At 58.4% G+C, this 13,989-nt stretch carries 8 protein-coding genes; 5 read left to right on the top strand and 3 right to left on the bottom strand.

Going from position 1 to position 13,989, the window contains the following annotated elements; all coding sequences use genetic code 11:
* Window positions 1-125 precede the first annotated feature (125 nt).
* The gene (locus J3362_RS10625) at window positions 126-1,868 is read left to right on the top strand and encodes an alkaline phosphatase D family protein (RefSeq protein WP_349519604.1); all 1,743 of its coding nucleotides are present in this window, start codon (window positions 126-128) and stop codon (window positions 1,866-1,868) included.
* A 107-nt stretch (window positions 1,869-1,975) separates the two neighbouring features.
* A complete protein-coding gene (locus tag J3362_RS10620; protein ID WP_502882438.1) occupies window positions 1,976-4,702 on the top strand; it encodes a cation-translocating P-type ATPase in 2,727 nt (908 codons plus the stop codon).
* Here J3362_RS10620 and J3362_RS10615 read toward each other — a convergent pair.
* Window positions 4,683-7,100: a phosphoketolase family protein gene (locus J3362_RS10615; RefSeq protein ID WP_349519601.1), complete on the bottom strand. Its 2,418-nt coding sequence runs from the start codon at window positions 7,098-7,100 to the stop codon at window positions 4,683-4,685. The two genes, J3362_RS10620 and J3362_RS10615, sit on opposite strands and share 20 nt — an antisense overlap.
* Window positions 7,101-7,312: 212 nt before the next feature.
* Between J3362_RS10615 and ilvD the strand changes: the two genes are divergently transcribed.
* Window positions 7,313-9,001, top strand: a complete 1,689-nt coding sequence (ilvD, locus tag J3362_RS10610) for a dihydroxy-acid dehydratase (protein WP_008173555.1) — start codon at window positions 7,313-7,315, stop codon at window positions 8,999-9,001.
* Between the two features lie 12 nt (window positions 9,002-9,013).
* Here ilvD and J3362_RS10605 read toward each other — a convergent pair whose 3' ends face one another.
* Entirely contained in the window at window positions 9,014-11,449 is a 2,436-nt protein-coding gene (locus J3362_RS10605) for an EAL domain-containing protein (RefSeq protein ID WP_349519599.1), read from the bottom strand.
* A gap of 394 nt (window positions 11,450-11,843) precedes the next feature.
* Between J3362_RS10605 and pbpG the strand changes: the two genes are divergently transcribed.
* Window positions 11,844-12,794: a D-alanyl-D-alanine endopeptidase gene (gene pbpG, locus J3362_RS10600; RefSeq protein WP_349519598.1), complete on the top strand. Its 951-nt coding sequence runs from the start codon at window positions 11,844-11,846 to the stop codon at window positions 12,792-12,794.
* A 19-nt stretch (window positions 12,795-12,813) separates the two neighbouring features.
* On the top strand, window positions 12,814-13,293 hold the full coding sequence (locus tag J3362_RS10595) for an asparaginase domain-containing protein (protein ID WP_349519596.1): 480 nt from the start codon (window positions 12,814-12,816) through the stop codon (window positions 13,291-13,293).
* A gap of 3 nt (window positions 13,294-13,296) precedes the next feature.
* Here J3362_RS10595 and rsuA read toward each other — a convergent pair whose 3' ends face one another.
* The gene (gene rsuA, locus J3362_RS10590) at window positions 13,297-13,989 is read right to left on the bottom strand and encodes a 16S rRNA pseudouridine(516) synthase RsuA (protein WP_349519595.1); all 693 of its coding nucleotides are present in this window, start codon (window positions 13,987-13,989) and stop codon (window positions 13,297-13,299) included.

The following is a 13,989-nucleotide window of genomic DNA, read 5'->3' as shown; positions in this document are numbered from 1 at the left end:
CCCCCTGTCGCAAATTGGCAATGCGTTCTTAACCAAGCCCGATTAGCTTCTTCATCTGGAGTAGAAACGGCGAAGGGTAGAGAAGGCCGAGACTACAAAGGACGAACGCAGGGGAAGGTATAACAATGAAGCGACTGACACGACGGGATTTTCTGAAGGCATCAGCCATGGGTATGGGAGCCGTGGTGATTTCGACTGGCCTCGCAGGCTGTGTACTGGACAGCTCCGACAAGCGAGCAATCAGTTTTACCCATGGAGTGGCCAGCGGCGACCCGCTTGCCGATGGTGTCATGCTCTGGACCAGGGCTGCACCGGCGACCGGTTCGGCACCTGTCGGTGTCGCCTGGGAGGTGTCGACGGATGAGGGTTTCGAGAACCTTGTGCACTCCGGCACGGCAGAAGCCACTGAAGCCCATGACTTCACCGTCAAGGTGGATGTTCGCGGCCTGGCACCGGGGCAGAGCTACTATTACCGCTTTCAGACGACCGATCGGCAGTCACCGGTGGGCGTAACCCGGACCTTGCCGGAAGGCAGTATCGACTCAGTGCGCCTGGCCGTGGTCTCCTGCGCGAATTATCCGGCCGGTTATTTCAACGTCTACGGGGAAATCAGTAAACAGAATGACCTGGATGCCGTGGTCCATCTGGGCGACTACATCTACGAATACAGCTCCGACAGCAGCAGTTATGCGGCACAGGATGCCCAGGCGCTGGGGAGGACCTTTTCTGAGGACAACAATCTTGAGCTGATTGAACTGGTGGACTATCGCAAACGTTACGCTGCGTATCGGGCAGACCCGGATCTTCAATCCCTGCATGCGAGAGTGCCGTTCATTGTGGTGTGGGACGACCACGAAGTGGCGAACGACGCCTGGGAAGAGGGAGCTGAAAACCACAACGAGGGCGAGGGCGATTTCACCCAGCGTAAGCTCAATGCCCTGAAGGCCTATTTTGAATGGATGCCGATCCGCCCTGTGATCGAGGGCAGCGACGAAGCTATCTTCCGGACCTTCCGGTTCGGCGACCTGGTGGACCTGCACATGCTCGACACCCGAATTATCGGTCGCGACCAGCAACTGGACTATATGGACTACTTTACGGGAGAAGGATTGGATGCCGCACGCTTCACTGCGGATGTCGGCAGTCCGAATCGTACCCTGCTCGGTGCGGAGCAACTGCTCTGGCTGCAGTCTTCCCTGAACTACTCCACCGCAACGTGGCAGGTGTTGGGGCAACAGGTCCTCATGGGCCGAATGAATCTACCTGCGGAGCTGCTGGTGGCCATTGCTACTGAGCAGTTTGACGGTCTGCCGGAAAAACTGGCGGAACTGGCCCAGCTCAAAGGCCGGGAGCTCCAGGGGGATCCGTCCCTGACTGACGAGGAACTGTCACGCATCAACACGGTTGCGCCCTACAATCTCGACGCCTGGGATGGCTACCAATATGAACGGGAAGTGGTTCTGGGAACGGCCAAGGCGCTGAACAAGAACCTGGTTGTGCTGGCGGGGGATACCCATAACGCCTGGGCCAACAATCTGAAAGACATCCAGGGCGACCAGATTGGCGTGGAGTTCGCTACAGCGTCGGTTTCATCACCCGGCCTGGAGGAGTATCTGGGCATTCCGGATGACATGATCCAGGGCGCGGAACAGGCCATTGGTCTGCTGGTGGACGACCTGGATTACCTGAACGTGAATCAGCGTGGCTACATGCTGGTGACCTTTACGCCGGAAGAAGCCCGGGCAGACTGGTATTTCGTGGACACCATCAAGTCAAAGGATTATCAGATCGACGTTAGCCGCAACGCTTCCCGGCGGGTATTGCCCGGTCCCGGAAATCGTACGGTGCAGGACACAAGCATAGGATAAGAAGTCCGACCGGTCCCCAGACTATTCTGTCTTTGATGCAGCGCAAACCACCCCGGGTGCTTTCCGGGGTTTAATGGGGTGTTGCAATGGCAGGGAGCTCTCAGGGGATGTCGGAATCAGTGGTCTTGAAAAACGGCGAGTGCGAGCAGCGGGAGCCGGAGTGGCATGTGCTTCAGTGCGCGGAAGCAAGGCAGGAGCTCAAAGCAAAGGAGCCCCTGTCTGAGGATGAGATTCGCCAGCGCCTGGCCCGCCATGGCCCAAATGCTTTGCCGGAAGCTCGTGCGAAGGGGCCTTGGGCGAGACTGGGACGGCAACTCAAGAATTTCCTGATTTACGTACTGGCAGGGGCTGCCGTAATCACGGCGAGCCTGGGCCACTGGGTGGATGCTGGCGTCATTCTCGCTGTTGTTGTTATCCAGACGCTGGTGGGCTTCGTTCAGGAGGGCAAGGCCGAGCAGGCCCTGTCGGCCATTCGCCACATGCTTGCGCCCAAAGCACGGGTCGTGCGGTCTGATGGCCAGCATCAGATAGATGCTGCCAATTTGGTTCCGGGCGATACGGTACTGCTGGAGCCCGGAGACCGGGTGCCCGCCGATCTGCGCCTGGAAAAGTCCCACAACCTGAAAATCGATGAGGCCATTCTCACAGGTGAGTCCGAGGCTGTTGATAAATCAACAGGTTCGGTGGCTTCAGATGCTCCGTTGGGGGACCAGTCCGGGATGGCCTTCTCCGGCACCATGGTTGCGACCGGGACCGGCCGTGGCGTTGTGGTTCGAACCGGCGCGCGCACCGAGATCGGTCGCATTTCCGGACTTCTCGCCCAGACCACAACTCTGAAAACCCCCTTATTGGAGCAAATGGACAGGTTCGCCCGAATCCTTTCCATCATCGTGATTGCCGCCGGCATTGCGATTTTTGTTGGCGGAGCTGCATTCAGCGGTCTGCCGTTCCGGGAACTGTTTATGGCAGTGGTTGGCCTCACCGTTGCCGCAATACCCGAGGGCTTACCAGCAATTCTCACCATTACCCTGGCTATTGGTGTGCGCCAGATGGCTCGCCGACAGGCCGTGGTTCGTCGAATGCCGGTTATCGAAACCCTGGGCGCGGTGTCAGTTATCTGTTCGGATAAAACCGGAACCCTTACCCGTAACGAAATGATGGTTACTCGGGCAGTCTTGTCTGGTTGCCGGCTGGAGGTAGCCGGCGAGGGCTATGATTTCGAGGGTGCGTTGAACGCAGATGGGGGGCAGCCAGTAGACTCCACACTGCTGAACGAACTTGCCCGGGCCGCGGCCCTCTGTAACGACGCCCATGTCCATCATGATTCGGGCAGGGTCAGGATCACCGGCGATCCAATGGAGGCAGCGCTTTCCGTGTTTGCCCGCAAAGCCGGGTTTGATGTGGACGGCAGCGCCGCCGACTGGCCGCGGAAAGATGAGATCCCTTTCGATACCGAAAATCGCTTCATGGCCACGCTGAACCATGATCACCACGGCCGTAGCGTGATTTACCTGAAAGGCGCACCGGAGCGGATCCTGGATATGTGTAACAGCGAGGTTGCCGAATCCGGGGAAACCAGTGAACTGCGCCGGGATTTCTGGGAGCGGGTTATCACCGAGATGGCATCCGATGGTCTCAGAGTGCTGGCCCTGGCCCGGAAGCCCGCAGAACGCGGCATTGGCGAACTGGCCATTGAAGATCTTGAACAGGGTGCAGAACTGCTAGGTCTGGTTGGTTTGCTGGATCCACCACGGCAGGAAGCCATTCGGGCCATTGCCGAGTGCCACGATGCCGGAATCCGGGTGAAGATGATTACCGGTGATCACGGGATCACGGCAGGCGCTATTGCACGCAAGCTGGGCCTGAAAAATACCGGGCGGGTTCTGACTGGTAAGGAACTGGACCAGCTGGATGACAATCAGCTTCGGGATCTTGTTGGCGAAGTGGATGTCTTTGCCCGGACCAGTCCCGAACACAAATTGAGGCTGGTCACTGCGCTTCAGGCCCTGCATGGAGTTGTCGCCATGACCGGGGACGGGGTCAATGACGCACCGGCCCTCAAGCGGGCGGATGTGGGTATTGCCATGGGGGTGAAGGGCTCGGAGGCTGCGAGGGTAGCGTCTTCGGTGGTGTTGCTGGACGACAATTTTGCCAGTATTGCGGCAGCCGTGCGCGAGGGGCGAACTGTTTACACCAATCTTAAAAAAGGCATTGCCTTTATGCTGCCCATTAACGGTGGGGAGTCTATCAGCCTCGTTACCGCCCTGTTGCTGGGCCTGACCTTACCCATTTCGGCGCTGCAGATTCTCTGGGTTAATATGGTCAGCTCTGTGGTTCTGGCCATGACACTGGCGTTCGAACCCGCGGAACCCGATGTTATGAAGCATCCGCCAAGGGGGCGGAATGAGTCCCTGCTTCGGGGATTCGTAGTCTGGCGCGTGGTCTTCGTCTCACTACTGTTCCTTGGTGGCATTTTTGCTGCCTGGTACTGGGCCATGCATCATCATGGTGACGAGAGCACTGCCCGGACCCTTGCGGTCAACACGCTTGTGGCCATGGAGATGTTTTACCTGTTTGCGGTGCGATACCTGGATTCAGCGTCAATGACGCTACGAGGGGTGTTGGGTACGCCGATCGTCCTGTTGGCCGTTGCCGCAGTCATTGCATTGCAACTGCTGTTTACCTATCTACCCTGGTTCAACGAGACCTTCGGCACCCAGGCGCTGAGCTTTGAAATGCTCGGGTTTGCAGCGGCTTCCGGTGTGGTGGTTCTGGTGATCCTCGAAATCGAAACGGTTGTCAGAAGGCGTTTGCTCAGGGCAGGCCCCGGGTAATCACCGCCGGGTCCCCCCGGCCTTCTACCGCTGCCAGCTCCGCACTGGACAGCCATTCCCCCGGGGGCTTGTCCATCACGCTGGCACAGGCAGCCAGGGCATGGCCCCAGGAACAGCCGTTGGCAAACAGCATGCCGGCCTCATTCAATGTCCCCCCGCGGTTGATGTAGCCAAGAACCCGCGCCTGTGACGGTTCCGGGAACAGCGGATGTAGATGGCCCCGGAAGACCTCCGGGCGCATGTGCGTGAGAGCAACCCGTCGGCGAATGCGGTGGGGGAACAGGCGCTCCTGCTCGAATTCGGACAGGCATACCTGAGCTTCCATGGTGTCCCTCGGCTGGCGGAATCTGCCGGGTTCCTGGATATAGACCAGGCGAAAGGGGGTGCCGGTCTCCCTCAGGCGTTCGCAGGCTCTGATTGACTCGGATAACTGGTAGGCGCCATTGGCGATGAGCAGCAATGGTTCACCGGACGAGGTATCTTCATCCACCACCAGGGCCCCGTGCCTCGCCAGCAGTTCCGCTTCCCGGGTGTCGAAGACGCAGGGGCGTTCCCGTTTCGGGATCACCATGCAACTGATCGTGCCCCTTTCACGGAATACCGATGGCAATGTTGCCAGGGTGCTGTTGTAGTCGGCCGGAAACAGCACCCGGGAGACGTCGTTCATCTCCGCGAGCATGCTTTCGCAGAAGGTGGTGTCCTGATGGGACTGCTCGTTCTTGCCATTTTCCCAGGTGTGTGAGGTGGCAATAACCGGCAAGCCGAGCCAGCGGGCAGGCCGCCCGATTTCTTTCTGGTGCCGGGCAAAAATCAGCTCCTGGCGGATGGCGCCAAGCATTTTCACGCAGAAGGCCTCATAGCTGGCGACCAGATTCAGCCCCGCCTTATTGGCCAGACAAGCCGATACCACAGATTCTTCGTTCAGTGCCGTGATGATCTTGCCGTGCACCGACTCCTGATCGTTCTCGGGATCGTTCACCCGGTGCTTCAGATCATCCAGCACTCCGCCAAGACGATTGCTTGCCAGCTCGTCCGGATTGCCCACTCTGGCCCTGAGGTCCGGGTTCTGGGCCACCAGCGCCCGGAAAAAATCATCCACAGCCTTCATCGGCGAGGTGCATTCCCGACAGGCCGGAAGCCGGGGGATTATCGGGTCCGGTGGATTGCGGGTCGCGAGAGCATGATCACGCTCAAGTGGGCGAGATTGCCCGGCGTGCTGGTTAAGATGAGTGATGGCGTTTTGAAGCTGATCCGGAGCCACCCACAATCTGGCGGCATGCTCGTTAAACAGCTCCCTGGCCCGGGCATCCATTCGCGGGTTTCCGGGCAGTGGCAGGTTGTGGGCTGCATTGCTGCTGGCGCCATAAAAACCATACCCCTTGGTGGTCTCCGCAATGCCATAGGGTACCCGAACGGGATAGCCGCTCTCTCCCCGCAGCGCCGCCTCGCCATTGGTGGCGAGTGCCTGCTCCATTTCATAGAGAGCACAGACAAAGGCGGCAGGATCGCGGCCATCAAAACGGAAGGGCACAAAGCCCCTGTGTTCGAGATGCGCTTCAAAGCGTTCGAGACCCTCGCGGGTGCCCAGCTCGGTTCGCTGTTCAATGCGCCGTCCATTGGCAATCATAACCGGCATCACTGCGCCGCAGTCCTCGGCGCGCCACCAGCGGGGAACCCAGTCGCTGCCGCGCTGCTCCTCGGCGGCCCCATCAGACAGAAAGGCCACCAGAGACTCTCCCGGCAGGGGCATATGGGCGTATTGCAGCTCGGCAAATCCGAGGTAACCACCCTCGAGAATGCCACCGGCGGTGTGTGGATTGACGTGGCTGCCAAGGGGCGCGGCCATGGTACCGTCCGGCTTCTGGCGGTAACTGTAGAAATCGGAAACCAGAGTGGAAAGCCCTTCAGGCCCGCGATAACGCTCGGTCTGTTCCGGATGAAGGTTGCCGGTAAGAACGTTCAGGGCATCCACTGCCGCCACACAATGCCCCTGGCCCATCAGCCAGCTTCTTGTCCGGCCCGTGAGATTGTTCAGAGCCAGATAGCCGGCATAGGCCGGCACCATGTTCAGTGCCCCGCCGGTGTGGCCTTCCGGATTGGTTTTGAAGTCCTGTGGCGCCAGGGGCTGGCCGGAGACATCAACCCGGCGGGCGTAGGTCATGTGGACTACCAGCCAGAGACCGGCACTGGTCAGCCTGTCCAAGTCGGCGAGTTTACGATAGACCGTGGCAGCATCGGGCTGGTGGCCGGCAGAAACCAGGTGCTCTGCCAGTACGCTGACCTGATGTTGCGTGGCTTCACTATGCTGGATGACGCCATAACCATCGCACCAGCGCCGGAAATCCGGGCAGTCCGAAGCGGCGTGATTAACCGCTGGTGTTTGAATGGGTAATGGCATGAGATGCCTCCATGGCGTCAGTGTGTCCTGGAATTTTAAAACCACCGCTGTAGCCTGCTATTGATGCAGGTCAGTCGAAACTGCATCTTTCTGCAGAGTGCTCCAAGACAAGCGTTCCACCCGCCCGCGTGCAGGCTTGCTCGCCTGCCCGTTGCCGAATGCCATGGTTTCTGAGAGTCTGTTCGAATAAGCCATCTGATAAGGAGACTCCCATGACGCAAGACAAGAATCAGGACAAGCGCCGGAAATATTCGGCCCCCGTTGTTGATGGCATTGGCAAATCCGCCAGCCGTGCCATGCTTCGGGCCGTCGGGTTTACCGATGAGGATTTCAAAAAGCCCCAGATCGGCATTGCGTCTACATGGAGTAACCTCACGCCGTGCAACATGCACATCAACCAACTGGCCGAAGAGTCGGCTGCCGGTGCCGATGAGGCCGGCGGCAAGTCGCTGATTTTCAATACCATTACCATATCGGACGGCATTGCCAATGGTACCGAGGGCATGAAGTATTCCCTGGTGTCCCGGGAGGTGATCGCCGATTCCATCGAGACCGTGGCCGGTTGTGAAGGGTTTGATGGCCTGGTGGCGATCGGTGGCTGCGACAAGAACATGCCCGGTTGCATGATGGGCCTGGCGCGTCTGAACCGGCCGTCTGTGTTCGTGTATGGCGGCACCATCATGCCTGGCGAGAACCACACCGACATTATTTCCGTGTTTGAAGCCGTGGGTGCCCACGCCCGTGGTGATCTGGATCTGATTGAGGTGAAGCAGATAGAGGAAACCGCGATTCCGGGGCCAGGGTCCTGTGGTGGCATGTATACCGCCAATACCATGGCGTCGGCCATCGAGGCCATGGGCATGAGCCTGCCGGGCAGCTCTGCCCAGAACGCTGTGTCGGAGACCAAGGCAGAGGATTGTCGTGGTGCCGGGGCTGCGGTGCTGAACCTGCTGGAGAAAGACATCAAGCCCAGCGACATCATGACCCGGAAAGCCTTCGAAAACGCCATTACGGTCGTCATCGCCCTGGGCGGTTCCACCAATGCGGTACTGCACCTGCTGGCCATGGCCAGCACCGTCGGTGTCGATCTGGAACTGGAAGACTTTGTCGAGATTGGCAAACGGGTGCCGGTGCTGGCGGATCTGCGCCCGAGCGGCCACTACATGATGTCGGAGCTGGTGGCCATCGGCGGTATCCAGCCTCTGATGAAAATGTTGCTGGACCGCGGGTTGCTGCACGGTGACTGTCTTACCGTAACCGGTCAGACGCTGGCGGAGAACCTGGCTGATGTTGCCCCCTATCCGGAAGGGCAGGACATCATTCATGCCTTCGACAACCCGATCAAGGCTGACAGCCATCTGCGGATCCTGTTCGGCAATCTCGCACCAACGGGTGCGGTGGCGAAGATTACCGGCAAGGAAGGTACTCACTTTACCGGCCGTGCCCGGGTATTCCATTCGGAAGAAGAAGCCCAGGAGCGGATTCTCGACGGCACGGTGGTGGCCGGCGATGTGCTGGTCATCCGCTACGAAGGTCCCAAAGGTGGACCGGGCATGCGGGAGATGCTGAGCCCCACCTCCGCGATTATGGGCAAGGGCCTGGGCAGCGATGTCGCGTTGATTACCGATGGCCGGTTCTCAGGGGGCAGCCACGGTTTCGTGGTTGGCCATATCACACCGGAAGCGGCCGAGGGCGGCCCGATTGCGCTGGTCGAGGATGGCGACACCATTACCATTGATGCCGTCAGTAACCGGATTGAGCTGGATGTCTCGGATCAGGAACTGGAACGTCGTCGGCAGGCCTGGCAGGCTCCACCACCCCGCTTCACCCGAGGCACGCTGGCGAAGTATTCGCGAACCGTAAGTTCTGCCTCGAAAGGGGCAGTAACCGATTTGCCCTGATCTGATCGGAGCTCAGGTCTTCAGCTGTTCTGGCTTGCCCCAGTAGTATCCCTGGCCATACAGGCCGGGGAACTGCTGTAGCCAGGCGGCGATAGCTTCCTCCTCCACACCTTCGACCACAACATCCAGGTCCAGAGCCTCACCCAGGTCAAGCGCCGCTCGGAATATTCGCTGTCGGGCGGGTTGGGTGAGTATGTCGCTGAGAAAACTCCGGTCGATTTTTAACTCGTCCAGCTCGAATGTGGCAAGGGTTCCCAGCGACGAGTGCCCGGTTCCAAAATCATCGACGGCAATTCTGAAGCCACTTTGGCTCAGGGTCCGAATGACGTCTTTTGCCAAGACTGTGTCAGCCATCATCGCTGTTTCGGTAATCTCCAGAATAAGATCGGAAGGTTGTGCCCCATGGTGCTGCACAATTGCCTTCACCTTTTCCAGAAAGTCCGGGTGGGTGAGATCGTTTGCAGAAATATTGACCGCAACGGCAATGTGGTCCCCGTGACGGGCCTTAAGCGCGCTCATATCTTCACAGACGCGGTCCACCACCCAGAGCGTAACGTGGTGAATCATCCCGACCTGTTCCGCTAACGGGATCCACCGATCCGGAGCAACCGTGCCGAAGTCCGGGTGTTGCCAGCGGATCAGGGCTTCCAATGAAGCGATACGTGCGTCCTGTATTCGCACGGTTGGTTGATATTCCAGCCATATGCAACCATTGCCCAGTGCCTCTTCGATATCCAACATCAGCATTTGCTGCTGGTACTGCCAGTCCGCGATAGCCGGGTCGTAAACCGTCAGGGGCTGACGCGTATCCAGGGCAGCAAAGCCAGCTGATGAAAGGATTTCTGAGGCGTCGACTCCATGCTGCGGAGCATGGGCGATACCCACGGAAGAGCTCCAGGATAGCGAAAATCGGCCTTCGCGGAAGTTCTCTCCCAACCAGTTCATGAGTGTTTTCAGTTTTTCCGGGTAAGTGTCCGGGACATCACTGTGGTAAAAGGCGAAGGCATGGTTGCTGGTGTCAATGCTGGCGAGCGCATAGCCGTCAATCATGATCAACTGATCACCCATGATCCGCTTCAGGAATCCGTCGAGCTCCCACAGATAACTTCTGAGCAGATCCTCTGCCGTCCGATAGCCGAGGGCCTGCTCGATTTCGTTAAACCGGGTCAATTGAATCATGGCGACGGTGTAGGGCTGTTGTTGGCTGTCAAGCTGATCCAATGACTCCTCCAGCATGGCCCGATTGGGTTTGCCCGTAACACTGTGGGTTTTGAGGAGTTGTTTGTAATTTTGCTCAACGTGAGAGCGCAGCGTTTGTTCCTGCCGGGCCCGAATATCGGAAGCCAGCCTTTTTTTGCGCTCTTCCAATACCTGACGGCCAATGCCGCTTGTCAGGATCAGAGATGCGGCTGCTGCACCGATAAAGAATGCGGAATCGGTAAAGCTGTTCACCGGGACCCAGCCGACAGTCCGTGCCGCCGAGATAATTGTACCCAGGAGAATGCAGAGCAGTGATAACGCAAAGTAGCGGGCATACACCTCATGCCGGGCCTGTTTGAGCGTCAGGGCCAGAATTATTGAACCGCCGGTCAGGGCCAGTATCAGGAAGGAGTCCTGACCGAGCAACGGTAGCCTTAATGGCATGGCCAGCAGATGTAAAAGGCCGAGCACACTCGTCGCATTCAGTAGCAGTCTCGGGAGTTTAGAAACCTGGATAAAGTTTGGCGTGATTTGGCAAAGTGAGATGAGGCAAAGACAGAGACTGACGTTCAGTAATGCGTTTATTTCCGGGAAGTTTGGCCAAATTAACCAGAGCCCGAAGCCCTCCATGACAAGTTGCACGTGAATAACGGATAGCGTTAGAACGCCCAGCCACGCCAGCCCCGGGAGCCTGAATTTCATCATAAAGCTGAGGTTCAGCAGCAGTGCAAAAACGAGGAGGCCAGTGATGAACGCCTTCCAGGTCATGGTTCCTGCGATGCTGCTTACAACATTGTTCGGTTCCAGAATGCTAATGGGCAGTAGTGTGGGGCCGGCATTTTGAACCTCGAACAATAGTGTCGACGTGCCCGTTGGTAATGAAACTGGCCAGATCCACGGTGGTAGCGAAATCAGCCGGTTACCGAACGGATAAAGGTCTCCCATTTCACGAAGCCGCTGGAAAACGCCGTGTTCATCGAGAAGGGCGGGCCTGAGCCGGTCGATGTAGGGCGCGGATACAAGCGCCCACTGTTCGGCGTTTGTGGTTCCGGGGTTTTCCACCGTCACCTTGAAGGTGACAGGTCCGTTGTAATAGCCAATGCCGGAGTTCTGTGACGGGGCCGCTTGCCAGTTTTTCTGTCGCCAGTTTTCGTCATCTATAACCTGCTCCAGAGGCATAACCAGATAGTCGATCTGCACAATGCGGGAGGACTGTGGCGCTGACTCGGGAGAGTCGACGTGCGACACTGGGGAAGGCGGATTTTCAGGCGCATGGAGGAGGTTTGCGAGCAGACCGTATGCCATAGCAGCCATAAGAAACAGGAATGGCAGCCACCGTCGAAAAGGTGTGAGTCCAGATTGGGCTCGGAGTTGTGACAGCACGGCTTTTTCAGTCTGATGTGTGCTGTCATCCATAGGAAGCGACGGTCCCGCTAAGTGGTGTTTTCTGACTCGGTGAATCAGGTCGAATTTTAATGGTTTTTCAGCTCACTTGCATTTGCTAGGTGAAATTGGCGCAAGAAACTTTTCACCTGATCAAACAAGACATTCGCTGGTATAGTTAACCCTGACCATCATATCTGTAAAAGCCTGTTTCCGGACCGGTTGCGCGATGCATGAATAAACCACAGGATCTGTACAAATGAGACTCGCCGGCTTTTCCCCTTTCGTGATCTTGATGTTGCTCTGGCTGCCTGGATCGCTTATGGCCCATCAAACGGGGGGTGAATCCCAAAAGCGGGAGGCAGAAACAGACAGTGGACCCAGGCTCGCTTCGGTGAATGCCGCGGTTGCCGTGGCTGGTGATAACGAGCTGATTTTCGGCAAGAATGCCGACCGGTCCGTACCCATTGCCTCTGTCACCAAGGTCATGACCGCGCTGGTCGTGCTGGAATCCGGCGAGCCGCTGGATGAGTGGCTGACTTTTCATGAGCGGCATACGCCCGCCGCCGCCAACGCCTACAGTCGGATTCGCATCGACTCGGAGATGCGGCGTAAAGATGTCCTGCGTATTGCACTGATGTCCTCCGAAAATTTTGCCGCCTACACCCTTGCCCGTAGCCACCCGGGCGGGTTCGATGCCTTTATCGAGGCGATGAACGCCAAGGCCGCGGCCCTGGGAATGACCGGTACCCGGTTTGTTGATCCGACCGGGCTGTCGTCGGAGAACCTTTCAACCGCCGCGGATCTTGTAAAGCTGGTAAACGCTGCGGCTGATTACCCGGAAATCCGGGAGTACTCCACCACCGGTTATTTCCGTGGGCAATTCCGGCAGCCCCGTTACAGCCTGTCGTTCGGTAATACCAATGCCCTGGTGCATCGGGATAGCTGGGGGGTGGCCCTCAGCAAGACCGGCTATCTCTCCGAGGCCGGGCGCTGCCTGGTGATGATTTCGAAGATGAACGGCAAAGAGGTGGTGACCGTGCTGCTGGATTCCCTCGGTACCCGCTCGCCGATGGGCGATGCCGGACGGATAAAGCGCTGGCTTGATACCGGAGCCAGGGGCTCGGTGGCCGCTGCCGCCCGGCGTTACGAACAGGAAAAGAACGCGTCATACGCGACCGCTGGTAACAGTACGGTCAGTGTGAACTGACACTGAAAGGAATCCCGTTATGATCCAGATATTCACGACCGGTGGCACCATCGACAAGGTCTACTTCGATGCCAACAGCGAGTTCGAGGTAGGGCACAGCCTGCTGCCGGAGCTGCTGTCTGAATCCAACATCCACGAGGGCTATCGCCTGCGGGAACTGCTGCGCAAGGACAGCCTGGAGATGACCGATGATGATCGCCAGCAGGTACTGGCGGCGGCCAGTGAATGCGATTGTGGCCGAATCATTATTACCCACGGCACGGACACCATGGCCGATACTGCGGCGGTACTGTCCGGCTTGAACGACAAGACCATCGTATTGACCGGCGCGATGCAGCCGGCCCGGATGCGCCGAACCGATGCGGTATTCAATGTCGGGTTTGCCTGGGCTGCGGTGCAGCTGCTGCCGCCGGGTGTGTATATCGCGATGAATGGTGAAGTGTTCGAGGCCGGTGCAGTGCGCAAGAATCTCAAGGCGCAGCGTTTCGAGCGCACCTGAGTATCACGCCAGGCTGTCTCTTTCCTCGGCGGTCAGTTCCCGGTATTCGCCGGGCATCAGCGCATCGTCCAGTTCGACCTGTCCAATGCGGACACGATGAAGGGCTTCCACGTGGTTGCCAACGGCTGCCACCATGCGCTTGACCTGATGATAGCGTCCCTCCGAAATCGTCAGCTCAATGATCCTGTCTTCCATAAAATGCACCCGGGCCGGTCGCGTCGGCCTGGGATCATTATGCAGATCTACGCCACGTTCCAGTTGCTGTGCCGCCGCGTCGCTCAGGGGCTCGTTCAGGGTTACCCGGTAAGTCTTGGGGCAGTCGGTTCGCGGTGAGGTGACCCGGTGGGACCACTGGCCATCGGTGGTCAGTAACAGCAGGCCGGTTGTGTCTGCATCGAGGCGCCCGGCAATATGGAGATGTCGGGTGATGTCTGCTGGCAACAGGTCCAGCGCTGTTGGATGGTCGCTGTCGGTCGTCGCGCTCACCACGCCTGCTGGCTTGTTCATCATCAGATAGCGCTCGCCCGGGAGGGTCAGAAGGGTGCCTGACAGGGCCACCCGTTCATCCCCGGCTAACCGGGTGTTGGCGCCCTTGCAGATTTGCTCATTGATCGTTACTTCCCCGCTTCCGATGGCCCGTTTGGCCTCTTTTCGGGAGAGCTCGGTGCTGTTGGCAATAAACTGGTCCAGTCGCAT

This window comes from Marinobacter sp. NFXS11 (genome assembly GCF_040148675.1).
Taxonomy (GTDB): Bacteria; Pseudomonadota; Gammaproteobacteria; order Pseudomonadales; family Oleiphilaceae; genus Marinobacter.
This window is presented reverse-complemented; position numbering and strand designations above follow the sequence as displayed.

Excerpts from the sequence above, each read along its gene's own strand:
- J3362_RS10625 (WP_349519604.1), top strand. The coding sequence starts at position 126 with ATGAAGCGACTGACACGACGGGATTTTCTGAAGGCATCAGCCATGGGT.
- J3362_RS10620 (WP_502882438.1), top strand. The coding sequence starts at position 1,976 with ATGTCGGAATCAGTGGTCTTGAAAAACGGCGAGTGCGAGCAGCGGGAG.
- J3362_RS10615 (WP_349519601.1), bottom strand. The coding sequence starts at position 7,100 with ATGCCATTACCCATTCAAACACCAGCGGTTAATCACGCCGCTTCGGAC.
- ilvD (WP_008173555.1), top strand. The coding sequence starts at position 7,313 with ATGACGCAAGACAAGAATCAGGACAAGCGCCGGAAATATTCGGCCCCC.
- pbpG (WP_349519598.1), top strand. The coding sequence starts at position 11,844 with ATGAGACTCGCCGGCTTTTCCCCTTTCGTGATCTTGATGTTGCTCTGG.
- J3362_RS10595 (WP_349519596.1), top strand. The coding sequence starts at position 12,814 with ATGATCCAGATATTCACGACCGGTGGCACCATCGACAAGGTCTACTTC.
- rsuA (WP_349519595.1), bottom strand. The coding sequence starts at position 13,989 with ATGCGACTGGACCAGTTTATTGCCAACAGCACCGAGCTCTCCCGAAAA.